The following is an 18,025-nucleotide window of genomic DNA, read 5'->3' on the forward strand; positions in this document are numbered from 1 at the left end:
TTTTATAGATAATAATAAAAACTCCCAAAAATTTTGGGAGTTTTTATTTTGCTATAACCTGTATAATATTATTTAGTTGCATTTCTACTAAAACAGTCCTGTAAATCAAGATGAAAATTATATTAATAACTATAACAAAACTTTTTCGGAACAAGAAATATCATTAATTTTGGATTACATTTATTTCATGAAAAGGGTTCTATTTATTATATTTTTCTGGACGTTTATTTTTGGTTACTCACAATCAAAAATCCAGGTCATAGACGAAGTAGACAAACTCCCTATTTCCAATGCAAAAGTATTTTGTGACAATAAGCTTCTGGGAGAAACAGACTCAAAGGGTACCTTTGAATTTAAAACTAAATGCAAGAGTGTCGAAATTCAGGCAAATCACTACCAGAATGAGATTGCTTTGGTAGAAGATCGTATGCAGGTTTCACTTCTTAAAACTTCTTCAAAAACTACGGCTATTGAAACCGTTATTCTACAAGACAAGAGTGATCCGAGAGCATTGGAAATCCTTAATAAGGTCAATAAATATTTCAAAGACAATTCTCCGAAAAGTCTAAGTTCCTATGCTTACAAATCCTACGAGAAGGTCTCTTTGGATATTGATGAAGACAGCATTTCTCAGTTTAATGAATTTTTTAATGACACCAATTTTTTTAAAAAGAAAAGGGAGAAAGATTCATTGAACAACATTTCTGCAAGAAAGATATTCTCAAAAAGCAAACTGTTCCTTTGGGAAAGGGCTCAGGAATTTATGTATTCAAAAAAATATGGGGAGAAGATCAATATTCTGGATAACAGGATCTCAGGGCTTAAGCAACCTATTTATGAAATGATCGCCCTACAACAAAGTAACAGGGACCGCATTCCGAATCAGATCAAACAGGAAAACAGAGGTTTATACAGGTATTTTCTTACTGATACGATCGAATTGGATGGCAGAAAGAATTTTGTGATCCGTTTTCGTGAAGTGAATTATAAAAAATCGGATAAAAAGCGAAAGTATAACGGAGCAATTTATGTAGATACCGAAACATATGGTATTAAGAAAATTGAAAATATCAGTAAAAATAAAAACGATGGGATTATTACGAGTACATGGGTCTTCTATAATAACAAGTGGTTTTTAGCTCATGAAAAGGTAAAACTTCGAATGAGTAAAATGGCGATGAAAGATGAAGGTAAAGAAAATGATGATAATGATTCCCTCAAAAAATCTAAAAATAGTTTTGGAACGTATGCTTTTCTGACTTCAAAATATTTCGACTTCAACTCTCCTATTGAGGAAAATTCCAAAGATTTTAAAGGTTATACTTTCTCTGTAAAAAATTCTGACGGAACATCATTGGATCAATACAGGACAGATTCTTTAACAGAACGGGAAAGAAATACTTATACGACGATAGACAGCCTGGGGAAAATTTATAATATCGATAACAAAGCGAAAATACTAACAGGACTTATCAATGGGCAAATTAGAGTTGGTATTGTTGATTTTGCGGTGGACGAAATTGTAAATTATAACTTGTATGAAGGTTTCAGACTGGGCTTAAAAGCTAAATTGAACGAAACTTTTAATCCTTATTTTTCTCCGGATTATTATTTTGCCTATGGATTCAAGGATGATAAATGGAAATACGGAATTGGTCTTGATATGAAGACCACATTGGAAAAAAACTCATTTTTCAGAATTGAATACTACAATGATGTAACAGCCTCTGGCGAATTCTACAGAAGGCTCTGGAATTTCAAAATGAGAATGATGAATTACGGGAACAACCTTAATAATGACAGGTATTATCATTTTAGAGGAGCTTCCCTATCTTACTTAAATGACGTCACCAATGGTCTTACCCTGGTTTTTGCCGCGAGAAGAAATTTTGAGCAGGCCATGTTCGATTATCAATTCAGAAATAGCGGTTCCTCGTTTGAAAATTTCAATACTTTATTTACCTTAAAGTTTTCTCCGAATTCCACGAATATTATGACGCCTCAAGGCAAATCTATTATCGATCAGAAATATCCTGAACTTTATTTTAATTATGAACAGAGTTATAAAGTTTTAGGTGGTGACTTCAATTACACCCGTTTTGATGCGCTTTTTGTTCACAACTTTAAAACTGTTTTAGGAACAACTGGCGTAAGGTTATATGGTGGATTGGTTTTGGGAGAAGCTCCGATCTGGAAAAATTTCACCATGAATGGTCTTGCCTCTCCGAGCAGAGATATCAATTTTAACCTTACTTCATATCTGGGCTTTGCCACATTGGAAGGTGGAAAATATTACAACGATAAATTTATTGCCTATTACTTTACCCATAAACTTCCGTTTTATTTAAAAAGTATCGGACAAAATGTTTCCAGTTTCGACTTTGTATTAAGAGGAACTATCGGAGATATGAAACATCCTGAATATCATGATTTCAGATTCAAAAAGCTGGACCATTTGTATCAGGAAGTAGGTTTGGAATGGAATAACTTCCTTTCGAGTTATTTTAATTTAGGAGTATTTTATAGAGTTGGATATTATACAACTTCCAATTTTAAGCAAAATTTTGCGGTACAGTTTAAATTAAAGCTATTGGAATTTTAATAATTAAGACATGAAAAAAATAGAAATAAAAGCAGACGATTTTTTTGAGTTATTACGATTAAAAGACGTTTCTATGTGGGAGATATTCTTACAAATGATCGATGGAGAAGAAAAAGAAATCATTTTTATCGACCGTGAAGAAAAGGTCTTATTTAACTATATTCTACCTGCAGAAAAAGAGAAACTGGAAGAGGACAGAAAAGAATTTTCGAAGCAGTTTTCTGAGAAATTATCCAATCTGAATTAACATTAAAAGTTATGAATAAGAACTATCTTCTTTCACTGTTGGGTTTATTTATCATCAGTTTCACAAACGGCCAGAATTACAAAAAACCTTTGGTATCAGCTATTAAAGAGTCGGATATTAAAAAAGATATGTACGAAATGGCTGCTGACCAATTTTGGGGACGTGAGGCAGGAACTTTAAATGAGCTTAAAGTTTCGATGTGGCTTGCTGACAAAGCTAAAGAGGCAGGAATGGCTCCTGCGGGTGACAATGGAACTTTTTTCCAGTATTTTGATATGTACAGACATCAGGTCATTCCTCAAAGTACTGTAAAAATAGGTAACACGACTTTAAAATTATGGAAAGATTTCCTCGTTGCTGAACCCGTAAATGCTAATTTGGATACTGATATTGTATATGCCGGAAATACAGAACCTGAAGATTTATCAAAACTCGATCTTAAGGGTAAAGTTCTTGCTGTAAATGCATCTGATAAAAATATTGAAAAGGAAATGACCCTTTTTGTAAGAAGGTATCCCGGATTTGTAAGAACAAAATATTACAACACAGCACTGAGCCTTGGTGCTAAAGCCATTATCTTCATCACTGATGATACTTCGGAAAAAAGTTGGGTAGAAATTCTTCCTCAAATGACGAGAGGTTCCTACGGAGTTGAGGGGTTGAGAGAAACCATCACTAATAATATTCCTGTTTTATGGATCAAAAGAGAAAATGCAAACTGGGTGAAAAACAACCCTAAGATCTCCATAAACCTGATCACTGAAACTTATAAATACCCTTCTGTTAATGTAATCGGGAAAATTGAAGGAACAGATCCTAAATTGAAAAATGAATATGTTTTAATGAGTGGACATCAGGATCATGATGGAATCAGGCATCCTGTAAAAAACGACACCATTTACAATGGCGCCGATGATAATGCCAGCACGTGTGTCGCTATATTAGCTATGGCAAGGGCTTATAAAAAACAACCTGGTAAGAGAAGTATTCTTTTTGTTTTCCATGGTGCCGAAGAAAGAGGTTTGCTGGGATCGAGATGGCATGCATCGCATCCTGTTGTTCCAAAAGAGCAGATTGTTGCTGTATTAAATGGTGATATGATCGGAAGAAACAGCCTTGAAGAAGCTGCTTTATTAGGCGGAAATGCTCCACACAAAAACTCTGAAGAATTGGTAAAAATGGCTGAAGATGCCAATAATGAAAGCACAAAATTCAGATATCTTAAAGACTGGGACTCTCCCAGCCATGCGGAATATTTCTATTTTAGGAGTGATCATCTTCCGTATGCTAAAGTTGGAATTCCGGCTATATTCTTTACGAGTGTTTTACATGATCAGTATCACACACCACAGGACGAATCGGAAAATATTAATTACAAAAAACTATATAAAATGACGGAATGGATGTACCGAACTTCTTGGAAAGTTGCCAATGAAACTGAACGCCCTAAGCTTATCCCAAATTTTACACTGGAAAGATAAAATACTGGCTTGAAAATAGAGCTTGAAAACTTTGCGCTGGATTTTTTTCAACGCAAAGTTTTTTTTATAACACCTTTTAAAATTCAAGCAATCATAAAAATCAAAGATTTTAAAAAAAAATTATGTATACTTCTTATGCATCATTCTGGTACTTAAAATAACTCAAGTGTTTAAAAACTTTTATGACTTTTGTGGTTTTATTTTTAACTATAGATCATTCAGATTTCGTCATTGCGAGCTAAAGGCGAAGCAATCCCTTACAATAACGGCTTCAATTTGTGAGAGATTGCTTCGTCGCTTCACTCCTCGCAATGACGACACTAAAATTCTGGCGCTTTTAAAAAAACTTTTGCACCTTTGCGATTAACCAAATCTTTTATCAGTAATTTCCATGCAAGAACACCTCCAGTGTTTTCTTTGCCTCCGCAACATCATGTACCCTGAGGATTTTGGCTCCCTGTCTTAAAACTTTTAAATGTAGTTTTTGTGTTTCTTCATTGATATCCAAAGGAGATTTTCCAAGTGGTTTATAAATAAAAGACTTTCTTGAAATACCAATTAACAGAGGGAATTTTCCAAATCCAAGAAATTCTACTTCATCAAGCATTTTCATTTGATCTGCTACCGTTTTCCCAAAACCAAAACCTGGATCCAAAAGAATATCTTTTACCCCTTTTTGTAAAAGTTCATTTGTCTTTTCACTAAAATATCTATTGACTTCCAATGTAATATCCTCAAATTTCTTTTTGTCATGCATTGTTTCATAAGAAGGATTTACGTGCATTAATAGATAAGGAAGTTGAGTTTCTGCCACGGTGTCGAACATCCTCCCATCAAACTGACCTCCTGAAATATCGTTGATCAAATCAATTCCTTCATTAAAGCCAAATTTTACGGTTTCAGAATAAAATGTGTCCAGTGAGATCAATGCTTCCGGAAATTCTTTTTTGATCTTAGAAATCAGGTTTCCTAATCTTTTAATCTCCTCATCACTACTAAGAAACTCTGCATTTGGACGAGTCGACTGAGGACCTATATCAATTAATTCTGCACCATCTTTTAGCAATTTCTCAGCATGTTCTAAAGCCGATTTTTCATTATTAAATTTCCCGCCATCAGAAAAAGAATCTGGAGTAAGATTTAAAATCCCCATAATCTTAGGGCTCGTTAAATCTATAAGTTTACCGTTACAGTTGATGGAGTGATTGTTCATAAATGATAATTGATACGTTATAGTTGATATGATGTCTGATTATCAATTGTATTTTGTTAAAATTTCATATTTTAAACATTAATAATCACACACTATTTTATGTTGTACAAAAGTAAAAACTAAAACCTAATTCCTGCAACCTAATACCTAATTTTGTATATTTGGGCTATTAAGAGAATTTATGTTAAAAACTTCAGTACAGTTCGGGAAAATTATCAGTCAGTGTCGCGATCTTTTCAGTAAAAAACTACAGGATTACGGTGCAGCATGGAGGGTCTTAAGACCAAGTTCAATTACGGATCAGATTTATATTAAAGTCAATAGGATCCGTACCCTGCAGATGACTGATAAAAAAATGATAGAGGAAAGTGAAGAAGATGAATTTATCGCGATCGTGAACTACTCCATTATCGGACTTATTCAGCTTGAAAAAGGTCTTTCTAATGATTTCAACGAAAACAATGAAGAAATTCTAAGTCTTTATGATAAATATTCATCTGAGGCTCAGGCATTAATGGAAAGAAAAAACCATGACTATGGTGAAGCATGGAGAGATATGAGAATTTCTTCAATTACGGATCTGATTTATCAAAAGGTTTTAAGAACTAAACAGATTGAAGACAATCAAGGAAAAACGATTGTTTCTGAAGGCTTGGATGCCAACTATTTTGACATGTTGAATTATGCTGTTTTCTGCCTTATAAAATTCTCTGAAAAAGAAAACAATTTCGAACCTAAAACTATTTAAAATGATCAAAGGTGTACTTCGTTTTATTATTGCTGTTATTTTCATCCTTTCAGGTTTTGTAAAAGCAGTGGATCTGGTAGGTTTTTCCTTTAAAATGGAAGAATACTTTTCACCCTCTGTTTTCAATATGCCTTTTCTGGAAAAGTTTGCTTTACTCTTTTCTATCATTGTGGTCGTCCTGGAGCTTTTCCTTGGATTTATGCTTTTAATAAAATTAAAACTCAAGTTCACTTTATCAGCATTAATTGTACTTTGTATATTCTTTGGGTTCCTTACATTCTATTCAGCCTACTTTAATGTAGTAACAGATTGCGGATGTTTTGGGGATGCTATAAAATTTACTCCTTGGCAGAGCTTTGTTAAGGATGTTGTACTTCTGGTAGGACTTATTATTCTGTTTGTTTTATACAGAAAAGAGTTCGTTAAAAAAGATGAATATAGCAATACTGTAAAAAAATCTCCTGCAAAATATAAATACTATATTTTAGGCGCTTTCGCTCTTGTTATGATCTATATTATGGCACAAGGACTTATGCATGAGCCTACGATCGATTTCCGGGATTATAAAATAGGTACAGATCTCAAGAGTGAAAAAGAAAAAATCAATAAAAACCCTTCTGAATACAAAACATTCTACTCTCTTAAAAACCAAAAGACGGGAGAAGTTTTAAAGGTAAATCAGGATGATTACATTAAAGAAACAAAATATTGGGCTGAAGGGTCACCGTGGAAAATTGAGGAGGGAAAGAACGAATCTATTCTTGTAAAAGAAGGTTATAAATCTGAAATTGTTAAATTTAAAATTGAAGACCCGACAGGACTTGAGGTTACGGATGAAATTATTAAAGCTCCTAAAGCAATTTTAGTATTCTCTTATCACCCGAAAGAAGTTTCTTCGGAATTACTTCAAAAAATTGAAGCCAAAGTGAACGCTCAAAAAGGCGCATTAATCTATGGTGTTTCAACAGAGCCCAGTACATTCAAAACGATTAAGAATGTAATGATGGATGGAACAGCCATCAAAACGATTGCCAGAAGTAATCCATTCGTAGTGATATTAGAAAACGGAAAAATTGTAGACAAACAGCCTGCAAAAGATTATATTAAATAAATAATACGATGAATAATGAAATACATGAAGTGTTCATCACCAACATTCAACTTTAAACACTAAACTTTAACTCAACAAATGCAAAAATCAAATAAATCAATCGCCGGATACCACCTATTAATGATTCTATCTTCTGTAGACGGAGAATTTGCTCCTGAAGAAGGAATGCTTGTTCAACAATATTTAGCTGATGAATTTCCATTTAAAATGAATTTAGACAATGAATTGGAAACGATTGCTCTACTTCAACCTGAAGAATGGAAAGATCATTTCGAATTCCACGCACGTTGTTTTCATGATGATTCTACGGAAGAGGAGCGCGTAAAATTTGCGAAATTTGCCAAAACACTTATAAAAGCTGACAACAAAGTAACCGACGAAGAGCATACTTTCTATAAGCTTTTAAAGAATATGTGGCATTTAAGCTAAGCACCAAGACACACAAAAAAACAAAATATTAACATGAAAAAATTTTATCTAGGATTATTAATCATGAGTGCTTCCACAATTCAATCTCAAAAATTTCCTGACCTTAAAGCTCCTATTGCCGAAAAAAAGGAACATATTAGGACTATACATGGTGATAAAGTAAATGATCCGTATTACTGGATGATCGACTATTTCAAGAAAGGAAAAGATTCAACGAAAGTTGTTGATTATTTAAAGGCAGAAAATTCCTATTGGGAGGGGATGATGAAAGATACAGAACCTTTCAGGGATAAGCTTTTTCAGGAAATGAAATCCAGGATCAAAGAAAAAGATGAGTCTGTTCCCTCTTTCAAAAACGGATATTATTACTATACCCGTACTGAAGAAGGAAAACAGTATTTCAAATATTGCCGAAAGAAAGGAAATCTAAAAGCCTCTGAGGAAGTTCTACTGGATGTAGATCAGCTAGCAGAAGGTCATCCTTATTATTCTGCTTCAGGATTTAGTATAAGCCCGGACAACACTAAATTAGTTTACGGTGTAGATGATGTTTCAAGAAGACAGTATAAATTGTTTTTAAAGGACCTTTCAACAGGAAAAACTGTAGATCTTGGCATTAAAAATACCGAAGGTGATGCCGTATGGGCTAATGACAATAAGACCATTTACTATACTGAAAACAATCCGGTAACCTTATTATCTGAAAAGATCAAAAGACATACATTGGGGACGGATCCAGGCAAGGACGTCGTGGTTTATGAAGAAAAAGACAAATCCAATTATATCGGAGTAGGAAAATCAAAGAATGAAAAATTCATTATGATCTACTCTGCAGCAACCACTTCATCTGAGACAAGATACCTGAACGCTGCTGATCCTAATGGAACATTTAAAGTTTTTCAGCCAAGAATAAAGGATGTATTGTATGATGTAACTCCTCTAGAAGATAAATTCCTGATCACAACGAATAAAGATGCTTTAAACTTTAAAGTCGTAGAAACACCTTTAGACAAAACAGGTGTTGAAAACTGGAAAGATTTCATCCCACACAGAAAAGATGTACTGATGCAGGGAATCAGTGAATTCAAAAACTATCTGGTTTTCAGCGAAAGACAGAATGGACTTTCCCAACTGGTGATCTATGACCGAAAAACCGGTAAAAAGGAGTTTGTGAAATTTGATGAGCCTACTTATACAGTATCTCCTTCAGGAAATCCAGAATATAATACAGACAATTTCCGTTTCGGATATACCTCTATGATCACACCCAATTCTCAATTTGAGCAGGATCTTAAAACCGGAAAAAGAACATTACTGAAACAACAGGAAGTTCTGGGAGGTTATAATAAAGAAAATTATGTAACTGAAAGACTTTTCGCTACAGCAAAAGACGGCACTAAGATCCCTCTTTCCATTGTTTACAAAAAAGGATTTAAGAAAGACGGAAACAGTCCTTTATTGCTTTATGCTTATGGCTCTTATGGAAACTCTTCGAATGCATCATTCAGCAGCCCCAGACTAAGTCTTTTAGACAGAGGTTTCGTTTATGTGATGGCACACATCCGTGGAGGTCAGGAAATGGGCAGACAATGGTATGAAGACGGTAAAATGATGAAAAAGAAAAATACTTTTACTGATTTCATTGATGCCGGAGAATATTTAGTTAAAGAAAAATACACTTCTCCAAAACATATGTATGCTCAAGGAGGAAGTGCAGGAGGTTTGCTAATGGGAGCTATCGCTAATATGAGTCCGAATTTATGGAATGGCGTAATTGCTCATGTTCCGTTTGTAGATGTAGTGAACACAATGCTTGACGAAAGCATACCATTGACAACCAATGAATATGATGAATGGGGAAATCCTAACAATAAGGAAGCTTATTTCTACATGAAATCTTATTCTCCATATGAAAATGTAGAAAAGAAAAATTACCCTAATCTTTTGGTAACAACCGGTTTGCATGATTCTCAGGTACAATATTTTGAGCCTGCAAAATGGGTAGCTAAATTAAGGGATATGAAAACCGATAAAAATATACTGTTCTTAAAAACAGATATGGCTTATGGTCATGGTGGTGCATCAGGAAGGTTTGATTACCTGAAGGATACTGCTTTGGTCTATGCTTTTATGTTTAAACTAGAAGGAATTAACAAATAATTTATGAAAGAATTTATTACCTTATCTCTACTTTTAGTGGGAATAGGGATAACAGCCCAACAAAAGGATTTTGATCCTAACATGATAGGATGCTATAAAGGTTCTGAGAGCAATCAACAAGTAGAAGGTTTTTCAAAATATTGGGTTTCATGCAGACTTGAAAAAGGAAAAAGTATACTTATGTTTGTTGCCATTGACAAAGATGGCAATGTAACTCAGGAGACCGAAAATGGTACCTGGTGGACTAAAGAGGGTAAATATTATGAGCTTCATAAATATGACAATGTCACTGATGTATATAATTATAAGGTACTGGATAATGGTGACGTCAACTTTCAATCAGTCGAATTAATGGGTAAAAAAGATACTACTTATACATTCACTGATACTAAAATAGAAGAAGATTAAAATAAGAATAATTATGAGAAGAAAAATAGTTGCAGGAAACTGGAAAATGAACAAAAATGTAATTGATGCTCAGCAATTAATGATCCAATTACTAAGCTATAAAAACACTAATACGACCAATTGTGAGATTTGGATTGCACCGCCATCTTTGTATCTTATGATGGCAAAAGACATCTATGAAAAGGATGAAATAGGTGTTTTCTCCCAGGATATGAGTGAATATGAAAGTGGCGCTTACACGGGAGAACTTTCTGCGGATATGTTGGAATCTATTGATGTAACCGGTTCTTTAATCGGACATTCTGAAAGAAGACAATACCATGGGGAAACTGATTCACACTGTAACAGAAAAGTAAAATTAGCACTAGATAAAGGTTTAATCCCTGTATACTGCAACGGAGAAACTCTTGAGCAAAGAAAAGCAGGACAACATTTTGAAGTGGTTAAAAACCAGACTGAAGTTGCTTTGTTTACACTTTCTGCTGAAGAAATCAAAAAAGTAGTCATCGCTTACGAACCTGTTTGGGCAATTGGAACAGGAGAAACAGCAAGCCCTGAACAGGCTCAGGAGATCCACGCTCATATCAGAAGTATTATTGCAGCAAAATATGGACAGGAAGTAGCTGATGAAGTTTCTATCCTTTACGGAGGTTCTGTAAAACCTGATAATGCAAAAGAGATCTTCTCTCAACCGGATATTGATGGTGGATTAATTGGTGGAGCCGCTTTAAAGCTAGAAGATTTCTCTAAAATTATTGAGGCTTTTAACTAGTATAGATATTAGGTAAGATTATATGTCCTGGCTAAAGCCATTGGAATATATAATTAAAAAAAGGGCTAAAGCCCACTCCTATTGAAAAATATCACAGAAATAAAAAGCGGCGGAATTTCATTCCGCCGCTTTTCTTTTTTAAAAAATCTAATTATTGAATATCGACAACATACATCGTTCCTTTATCTACTTTTCCTGTTTTTGGTAGAATCTTAGCTTTTGGATTTCCGTTTCCATCATCGGTAACACCGAAATCATCATCATTGAAAACAGCAAGCTTGTTTCCTCCCAAATAAACTATTCCCTCAAATTTATCATGTTCATAACCTATTTTTGTAACCAGGTCTACCGCCAGTGCTTTAGAAACAGGCTGCAATCCAGCAGATGCAATCTCAGCCCACGTTGACTGTTCTAGAGCTTTTCCATTAATTTTCAATCCATCAACAGCTGCAAGATCAGATCCATTAACATCTGATGCACCTGTCAGATTAATCTTGTATACTTTTTTCAACCCGCCCTGTGATCCAAATTTTCCATCTCTTTCGATGACTAGAAACTCAGTATTGCTAATTGCTGTAATGTCGCATACAGAATCAGAAGCTCCGCCATCCTGTTTGTATAAGTATTGTTTTGTCTGTCCCGTTGCAAGATCAAACGTTACGATTCTCGTTAAAGTAGTATTGGTCGCTAAAACTTTTGTAGGAACATACATCGTTGACTGCATAGTGCCCACCAACATTTTTCCGTCTGGTGTCATACACATGCCTTCCATCCCTCTGTTGGGTCTTCTTTTTGCAAATACGGCAGGCAGTTTTCTGTTTCCTGTATTCACTCCGATCGGGCTGATTCGCTCCATTTCAACACCATCTGCATTGTAATGCACAATGTGAGGACCATATTCATCAGAAACCCAGAATGTACCATCAGGCGCAGCCACAATACTTTCACTGTCTAATCCATAATTATCCGTCCCTAAAACATTACCATTAACACCATAAGCAATTTCACCTGTACTTCCCATTCCCTGAGGATTTGGAAGCCCGGTGATAGGCTGCCCGGAAGGATTCTTAAGTTTGATGTATTTAATAACCTCAATATTTCCTTCAGCATTGATCTTAAAATGCATTATTGTTGGTGTAAAGTTGGGAATCAAAAATTTTATCCCATCCAAATAGGCTGTATTGGGACCACGATCCGTAATCACATAAAATTCTCCTTTTCTGGTTGGGTGGGCTGTGGCACCAGAACCAAAACCGCCGTTAATAACCGCTACTCCATTTACCGTAGCTACTGTGGTAAAAGGAAATTCCTGAGGTAGTTTAGAATAATTGATATCCTGATTGCTTACAATATCGTCACTATCATTGCAAGACCATAAAACACCAAGGATAAGAGATGAAAGAAGAAGTTTTTTCATGTTTGCTTTTTATGGTTGCGAATGTAAACAGCAAGTGTGAACTTATCTTGAATTGAATGATAATTGTATTTTAAATATTGCTTAATTTCCTTTGTCTTGAAATCGGAGATTCGACGAAGAAATCAAAGATTTTTTAGAAACTTATGTATATACTTCTTATACAGTATTCTGCAGTGAAAATAGAAGATTCTAAAAACTTTTGTGGCTTTGGTGGTTTGAGTAGAATAATGTTCTCGATATATTTTTCTCCTGAACTACGTTCGCAGGATTACATCCTGTATTACGAAAAACACTCGAACTGACGGTAAATCGAATATCTCTCAGTAAATTGAAACCCTAAAAAAGAAAAGCGCACCTATTGGCACGCTTTCATTAGTATTTTAAGAAAATTATTTCTTCTCTTTAGATCTTTGTAAAACCTCATCTACCATTCCGAAGTTTTTAGCTTCTTCAGAAGTCATCCAGTAATCTCTGTCAGAAGATTTTTCAACCCACTCATACGTTTGTCCTGAATGTTCGGCAATGATGTCATAAAGCTCTTGCTTTAATTTCAACATTTCTCTTAAGTTGATCTCCATATCAGAAGCAACACCTTGTGCGCCACCTGAAGGCTGGTGGATCATTACTCTTGAGTGTTTAAGAGCAGAACGTTTTCCTTTTTCTCCTGCAACCAATAATACAGCTCCCATTGAAGCAGCAATACCCGTACAGATCGTTGCTACATCAGGTTTAATGATCTGCATGGTATCATAAATACCTAAACCGGCATATACACTACCACCAGGAGAGTTGATGTAGATCTGAATGTCTTTTGAAGGATCAGCACTTTCTAAGAATAAAAGCTGTGCTGTTACGATGTTAGCCACCTGATCATCAATTCCAGTTCCCAGGAAAATAATTCTGTCCATCATCAAACGAGAGAAAACGTCCATTTGAGCAACGTTTAATCTTCTCTCTTCCATAATATAAGGTGTAAGATTTGTTGGACCATACATTCCCATATACTGATCGGTAACCAAACCGCTGTTTCCTAAATGCTTTACAGAGAAATCTCTGAATTCTTTTTTAATGTCCATATTTCTATTGGTATTATTTTAAATTTTTCTAAAGTTTAAATTACAACTTTTATTCCTAAAATTTTATAGGACTTTTTGTCAGGAATACCTCATCTATCCATCTACAGTTTGTCTGAATATTACTTCTTTCGGTCTCTATAAATACCTTTAATAGGTGAATATTCGATCATATCACTGAGTTTCATTGAAGCCTGTTTCAGTAAGGTGATCTTTTTAATCAACTCAAAATATTTCTCTTCATCAGTACCACTATGCTGATCAAGTTCCTTTGCTGTTTCTTTGATCAGATAATCGATATATCTGTATTTATGTAATAATACGTCTCCTTTGATCTGCTCTGCCACTTTATCACCATAATTGGGTGGAAAAATATTTCTGGAGGCCCAATCTTCAAGCTCATCTAAAGGAATCAATGCATCTACAACCTTAGCCGTAATTTCTTCGTTCATAAAAGTTACAAAAAAGTTTCCACTTCTAAGCTCATCCTGCTGAATCCCCTCTCTTACCTGATTAATGATGATTTCATTTCCCTTCACTAAAAACTCATATTGTTCTTCCTCAAAATGATGAAGAATCTCTTCAATCACTGTAATCTGGTACTCCTGATCCTTGTCATCAGTTCGTTTTAAAACAATATCGCCAAACATCAGCATATGATCAACAAGTTTACTTTCCATAAACAGGACATCATATAAAAAGGGATCACCTTTGTCTTCATCAAGAGGCACAAGATCCATCTTTATGGGAGTATGTTCCTTCTGTTGCTGAACGTGCTGGGTTTGATTCTGAGTGATCTGACGCTGAACATCCAGCTCATTAAATAAACTCTGTTCAGAAAGTCCGAACTTATTGGAAACCTCTTTTAAATAAACTTCTCTTTTAAGAGCATTCTGAACAAATCCTACTGATTTTACAATATTCCTGATTGCTTCAGCCTTTTTAATGGGATCATTTCCTGCTTCTTTTAAAAGTATTTCAGCTTTAAAATCAATAAAATCCATCGCTTCATTCTCGATGAACTTTTCCACATAATCCTGCGGATGCTTTCTGGCAAAAGAATCGGGGTCATCCCCTTCCGGGAATAACAATACACGAATATTCATTCCTTCCGTAAGCAACATATCGATGCTTCGGAAACTGGCTTTAATCCCTGCGTTATCTCCGTCGAAAAGGATGGTTACATTTTCTGTAAGCCTTTTGATGAGTTTGATCTGTTCCGTCGTCAAAGAAGTTCCTGAGCTCGCCACTACATTTTCAATCCCCGACATATGAAGTGAGATCACGTCCATATATCCTTCTACCAGAAGACAGATGTTTTTTCTGGAAATCGCCTGTTTACTTTGATTTAAACCATAAAGAACATTTGATTTGTGATAGATCTCGGTTTCCGGAGAGTTGAGGTACTTGGCTGTTTTAACATTATTCTTAAGAATTCTTGCTCCAAAACCCAGTACCCGGCCTGAAAAACTATGAATAGGAAAAATTACTCTTTCACGAAAGCGGTCAATACCATTCGGAGCATTTTCAGGGAAAATTGAAAGTCCTGATTTCTCTAAAATATCTTTAGCATATCCTTTTTCTAAAGCATACGCTGTAAAAGCATTTTTCTGTTCCGGAGAATATCCAAGCTGGAATTTCTTGATGATATCATCTTTAAGTTCACGCTCTTTAAAATAAGCAAAACCAATTGATTTACCTTCTTCAGCTTCCCAAAGAAAATTCTGAAAATAATCATTCGCAACTTCATGAATTTTATACAGCAGGTCTCTTTCAGACTGTGCATTTTTAGCTTCTTCAGAAAACTCCCGCTGATCTTCTTCAATTTCAATTCCATACTTCTTTGCTGCATGGCGAAGTGCTTCAGGATAGGTAAAGTTTTCGATTTCCATAAGGAAAGAAATCGCAGTTCCTCCTTTTCCGGTTGAGAAATCTTTCCAGATCTGCTTACTGGGAGAAACAACAAAACTGGGAGATTTTTCTTCATGAAAGGGACTGAGCCCCTTGTAATTCGACCCTGCCCTCTTCAACTGCACATATTCTCCTACAATCTCTTCTACCCTGATCGTGGAAAATATCTTATCTATGGTCTGTTTGGAAATCATGATGTAAAAATAAGGAAATTTAAGTAGATGTTAGGTATCAGAAGTTAGATGTTAGACTTAGTTTAATCGAAATTCAATCTTTAAACCCTGTCATTAACTTTCCATTATTATCTACTGCTTTCAAACCTTAAAACGCTGTCATTCTATCACATCTAAACAATCCAAAAATTCCTATTTTTGCAACAAATTACTTTCATGGAATTTCATATAAAAAGTCTCGAAGACTGGCAGGGCATTGTCGAGAAGATCGTCCCTCAGTTGCAGCATAACATCTTTCTTTTAAAAGGAAATCTGGGAGCCGGAAAAACAACGTTCACCCAGTTTTTGCTTAAAAACCTGGGAAGTAAGGATGAGGTTAACTCCCCTACTTACTCTATCGTCAATGAATACAATACACCGAAAGGTAAGGTATATCACTTCGATCTTTACCGGTTAAAAAATATTGAAGAGGTTTACGATATTGGTATTGAAGAATATCTTGACAATGCTTTTTTATGTATTATAGAATGGCCTGAAGTGTATGAAGAAGAGCTGTATGGTTTAAAATATCATAGTATGAGCATTCTGAATACCGGAGAAAACAGAGAAATTACATTCGAGTAAATATTATGTATCTTTGCTTACTAAATTTCATTGTAAAACAATTATCTGTAAGACATAATTAATGTAAAGAATGAGTACTACAAATATTTTCACTCCTTTTACTGAAGAAGAATTAATGCCGAAAGAGGAAAAATTGGAAGTTATAAAAAAGGGCAAACAATTTAGCATTGGTATTCCTAAAGAAACGTGTCTTCACGAAAGAAGAACCTGTATAACACCAGATGCAGTACAGGTATTGGTAGATCACGGTCATGAGATCATCATTGAGGCCGGAGCCGGAGAAGGTTCTTTTTTTACAGATTTACAGTATTCTGAATCAGGGGCAAAGATCACTACGGATCCTAAAGAAGCTTTCGGACAGGATTTAATTTTAAAAATCAATCCACCTACAGAGGAGGAAATTGATTTTATGAAGCCTAATACCTATCTGGTTTCTGCTCTTCAGATTAATTTAAGAGAAAAAGAATATTTCTTAAAACTGGCTGAGAAAAAAATCAATGCTATAGCTTTCGAGTTTATCATTGATGAATATAAACAGCTTGCTTTGGTACGATTGGTAGGTGAAATTGCCGGAACTGTTTCTATATTATATGCTTCAGAATTACTAGCATTGTCCAATGGATTAATGTTAGGTGGAATTACTGGGGTGCGACCTTCAGAGGTTCTTATTCTCGGTGCAGGAATCGTAGGTGAATTTGCTACAAAAGCTGCCATCGGACTTGGAGCAAGTGTAAGGGTTTTTGACAACTCACTTTCAAAATTACGAAGACTTCACACGATAGTTGACAGCAGAGTTCCGACCTCTATTATCGATCCTAAAGAACTTGGTAAAGCATTAAGACGTGCCGATGTAGTGATCGGAGCGCTTCCAAGATTAAATATGCAGCCTATCGTTACCGAAGATATGGTGATGAAAATGAAAAAAGGGAGTGTGATCATTGATATTACGATTGATAATGGTAAAGTAATCGAGACATCAGAGCTTACTACTATGGAAGAGCCTTATATTATCAAACATGGTGTTATCCATTGCGGACTTCCTAACCTGACTTCAAAAATGCCCAGAACAACGACAAAGGCTATTTCTAATTTCTTCCTGTCTTATATTTTAAATTACGACGAAGAAGGTGGTTTCGAAAACATGCTGATCCGCAAAAATGAAATGAAGCAGAGTCTTTATATGTATAAAGGAAGACACACCAAAAAAATTATCTGCGACCGTTTCGGACTTACTTATCATGATATCAATCTTTTAATTTTCTAATGAAAAAACTGAAGTTCTATTTAGTAGGCCTTATTCCGGGGCTTATCATTGTATTTTTTATTTTAAACAAGAAAGGCGCAAGCTGTACAGGTTATCTACCCAACAGCCGTGTGATCGCTGAATCACTTTCAAAGGATTTTAAGTATTCTGAAAGTTTCACCACTGAAATGAAAACCTATAAGATTGATGAAAAGTTTTTAAAAGACAGCATCATCACTAAAGGAAAGGTGGATTTTGATAGAAGCCACGCTCAGAAGAAACCTTGTCCGAGCTATATTTTGGTTTATCCTGAAACGAATCCTACCTACGAAATAGAGTACGAAAAATGTGAGGAAACCCTTATGTTGAACAGCCTGAAAAAATTGAAATAAACATTTATATTCAAAGAAAAC

16 protein-coding genes are annotated in these 18,025 nt (G+C 35.0%); 12 read left to right on the forward strand and 4 right to left on the reverse strand.

Features of this window, described 5'->3' with window-relative positions; all coding sequences use genetic code 11:
* The first annotated feature begins 187 nt into the window (after nucleotides 1-187).
* The 3 genes from J7E44_RS05680 to J7E44_RS05690 are packed head-to-tail and all read left to right on the forward strand — an operon-like array spanning nucleotide 188 to nucleotide 4,330.
* Nucleotides 188-2,602: a hypothetical protein gene (locus tag J7E44_RS05680; protein WP_214826427.1), complete on the forward strand. Its 2,415-nt coding sequence runs from the start codon at nucleotides 188-190 to the stop codon at nucleotides 2,600-2,602.
* Between the two features lie 10 nt (nucleotides 2,603-2,612).
* Complete coding sequence (locus J7E44_RS05685) at nucleotides 2,613-2,849, forward strand: hypothetical protein (RefSeq protein WP_214826429.1); 237 nt, start codon at nucleotides 2,613-2,615, stop codon at nucleotides 2,847-2,849.
* 11 nt (nucleotides 2,850-2,860) lie between these two features.
* Complete coding sequence (locus J7E44_RS05690) at nucleotides 2,861-4,330, forward strand: M28 family peptidase (protein ID WP_214826431.1); 1,470 nt, start codon at nucleotides 2,861-2,863, stop codon at nucleotides 4,328-4,330.
* Nucleotides 4,331-4,709: 379 nt separating this feature from the next.
* On the opposite strand, the gene folP is transcribed toward J7E44_RS05690, so the two are convergent.
* On the reverse strand, nucleotides 4,710-5,543 hold the full coding sequence (gene folP, locus J7E44_RS05695) for a dihydropteroate synthase (protein WP_214826432.1): 834 nt from the start codon (nucleotides 5,541-5,543) through the stop codon (nucleotides 4,710-4,712).
* Nucleotides 5,544-5,724: 181 nt separating this feature from the next.
* Between folP and J7E44_RS05700 the strand changes: the two genes are divergently transcribed.
* The 6 genes from J7E44_RS05700 to tpiA all read left to right on the forward strand — a co-directional run bounded on the left by J7E44_RS05700 (nucleotide 5,725) and on the right by tpiA (nucleotide 11,171).
* Nucleotides 5,725-6,291 carry a DUF1599 domain-containing protein gene (locus J7E44_RS05700; protein WP_214826434.1) on the forward strand — a complete coding sequence of 189 codons (567 nt, stop codon included), beginning with the start codon at nucleotides 5,725-5,727 and terminating at the stop codon, nucleotides 6,289-6,291.
* 1 nt (nucleotide 6,292) lies between these two features.
* Nucleotides 6,293-7,402, forward strand: a complete 1,110-nt coding sequence (locus J7E44_RS05705) for a BT_3928 family protein (RefSeq protein ID WP_214826436.1) — start codon at nucleotides 6,293-6,295, stop codon at nucleotides 7,400-7,402.
* A 78-nt stretch (nucleotides 7,403-7,480) separates the two neighbouring features.
* On the forward strand, nucleotides 7,481-7,831 hold the full coding sequence (locus J7E44_RS05710; RefSeq protein WP_214826438.1) for a TerB family tellurite resistance protein: 351 nt from the start codon (nucleotides 7,481-7,483) through the stop codon (nucleotides 7,829-7,831).
* A 33-nt stretch (nucleotides 7,832-7,864) separates the two neighbouring features.
* On the forward strand, nucleotides 7,865-9,991 hold the full coding sequence (locus J7E44_RS05715) for a S9 family peptidase (RefSeq protein ID WP_214826440.1): 2,127 nt from the start codon (nucleotides 7,865-7,867) through the stop codon (nucleotides 9,989-9,991).
* Between the two features lie 3 nt (nucleotides 9,992-9,994).
* Nucleotides 9,995-10,399, forward strand: coding sequence for a hypothetical protein (locus J7E44_RS05720; protein ID WP_214826442.1), 405 nt, complete (start codon nucleotides 9,995-9,997; stop codon nucleotides 10,397-10,399).
* Nucleotides 10,400-10,412: 13 nt separating this feature from the next.
* Nucleotides 10,413-11,171, forward strand: a complete 759-nt coding sequence (tpiA, locus tag J7E44_RS05725) for a triose-phosphate isomerase (protein ID WP_214826444.1) — start codon at nucleotides 10,413-10,415, stop codon at nucleotides 11,169-11,171.
* Nucleotides 11,172-11,322: 151 nt separating this feature from the next.
* Here tpiA and J7E44_RS05730 read toward each other — a convergent pair whose 3' ends face one another.
* The 3 genes from J7E44_RS05730 to dnaG form a co-directional block, all read right to left on the reverse strand.
* Nucleotides 11,323-12,588: an esterase-like activity of phytase family protein gene (locus tag J7E44_RS05730; RefSeq protein ID WP_214826446.1), complete on the reverse strand. Its 1,266-nt coding sequence runs from the start codon at nucleotides 12,586-12,588 to the stop codon at nucleotides 11,323-11,325.
* A gap of 389 nt (nucleotides 12,589-12,977) precedes the next feature.
* Entirely contained in the window at nucleotides 12,978-13,664 is a 687-nt protein-coding gene (gene clpP, locus J7E44_RS05735; RefSeq protein ID WP_214826448.1) for an ATP-dependent Clp endopeptidase proteolytic subunit ClpP, read from the reverse strand.
* 119 nt (nucleotides 13,665-13,783) lie between these two features.
* Nucleotides 13,784-15,766 (reverse strand): DNA primase, encoded by a 1,983-nt coding sequence (gene dnaG / locus J7E44_RS05740; protein ID WP_214826450.1) that lies wholly within the window; start codon nucleotides 15,764-15,766, stop codon nucleotides 13,784-13,786.
* A gap of 195 nt (nucleotides 15,767-15,961) precedes the next feature.
* Here dnaG and tsaE point away from each other — a divergent pair, with 195 nt between their 5' ends.
* From tsaE to J7E44_RS05755, 3 genes are all read left to right on the forward strand, one after another.
* Complete coding sequence (gene tsaE / locus J7E44_RS05745) at nucleotides 15,962-16,369, forward strand: tRNA (adenosine(37)-N6)-threonylcarbamoyltransferase complex ATPase subunit type 1 TsaE (RefSeq protein WP_214826452.1); 408 nt, start codon at nucleotides 15,962-15,964, stop codon at nucleotides 16,367-16,369.
* 70 nt (nucleotides 16,370-16,439) lie between these two features.
* The gene (locus tag J7E44_RS05750) at nucleotides 16,440-17,633 is read left to right on the forward strand and encodes an alanine dehydrogenase (RefSeq protein ID WP_214826454.1); all 1,194 of its coding nucleotides are present in this window, start codon (nucleotides 16,440-16,442) and stop codon (nucleotides 17,631-17,633) included.
* Nucleotides 17,633-18,004, forward strand: a complete 372-nt coding sequence (locus tag J7E44_RS05755; protein WP_214826456.1) for a hypothetical protein — start codon at nucleotides 17,633-17,635, stop codon at nucleotides 18,002-18,004. The genes J7E44_RS05750 and J7E44_RS05755 overlap by 1 nt, the downstream gene beginning before the upstream one ends.
* Nucleotides 18,005-18,025: the final 21 nt, after the last annotated feature.

The organism is Chryseobacterium sp. ISL-6 (genome assembly GCF_018613715.1).
In the GTDB taxonomy this organism is placed as follows: Bacteria; Bacteroidota; Bacteroidia; order Flavobacteriales; family Weeksellaceae; genus Chryseobacterium; species Chryseobacterium paludis.

Coding starts and splice junctions, on each gene's coding strand:
- J7E44_RS05680 (WP_214826427.1), top strand. CDS start 188: ATGAAAAGGGTTCTATTTATTATATTTTTCTGGACGTTTATTTTTGGT.
- J7E44_RS05685 (WP_214826429.1), top strand. CDS start 2,613: ATGAAAAAAATAGAAATAAAAGCAGACGATTTTTTTGAGTTATTACGA.
- J7E44_RS05690 (WP_214826431.1), top strand. CDS start 2,861: ATGAATAAGAACTATCTTCTTTCACTGTTGGGTTTATTTATCATCAGT.
- folP (WP_214826432.1), bottom strand. CDS start 5,543: ATGAACAATCACTCCATCAACTGTAACGGTAAACTTATAGATTTAACG.
- J7E44_RS05700 (WP_214826434.1), top strand. CDS start 5,725: ATGTTAAAAACTTCAGTACAGTTCGGGAAAATTATCAGTCAGTGTCGC.
- J7E44_RS05705 (WP_214826436.1), top strand. CDS start 6,293: ATGATCAAAGGTGTACTTCGTTTTATTATTGCTGTTATTTTCATCCTT.
- J7E44_RS05710 (WP_214826438.1), top strand. CDS start 7,481: ATGCAAAAATCAAATAAATCAATCGCCGGATACCACCTATTAATGATT.
- J7E44_RS05715 (WP_214826440.1), top strand. CDS start 7,865: ATGAAAAAATTTTATCTAGGATTATTAATCATGAGTGCTTCCACAATT.
- J7E44_RS05720 (WP_214826442.1), top strand. CDS start 9,995: ATGAAAGAATTTATTACCTTATCTCTACTTTTAGTGGGAATAGGGATA.
- tpiA (WP_214826444.1), top strand. CDS start 10,413: ATGAGAAGAAAAATAGTTGCAGGAAACTGGAAAATGAACAAAAATGTA.
- J7E44_RS05730 (WP_214826446.1), bottom strand. CDS start 12,588: ATGAAAAAACTTCTTCTTTCATCTCTTATCCTTGGTGTTTTATGGTCT.
- clpP (WP_214826448.1), bottom strand. CDS start 13,664: ATGGACATTAAAAAAGAATTCAGAGATTTCTCTGTAAAGCATTTAGGA.
- dnaG (WP_214826450.1), bottom strand. CDS start 15,766: ATGATTTCCAAACAGACCATAGATAAGATATTTTCCACGATCAGGGTA.
- tsaE (WP_214826452.1), top strand. CDS start 15,962: ATGGAATTTCATATAAAAAGTCTCGAAGACTGGCAGGGCATTGTCGAG.
- J7E44_RS05750 (WP_214826454.1), top strand. CDS start 16,440: ATGAGTACTACAAATATTTTCACTCCTTTTACTGAAGAAGAATTAATG.
- J7E44_RS05755 (WP_214826456.1), top strand. CDS start 17,633: ATGAAAAAACTGAAGTTCTATTTAGTAGGCCTTATTCCGGGGCTTATC.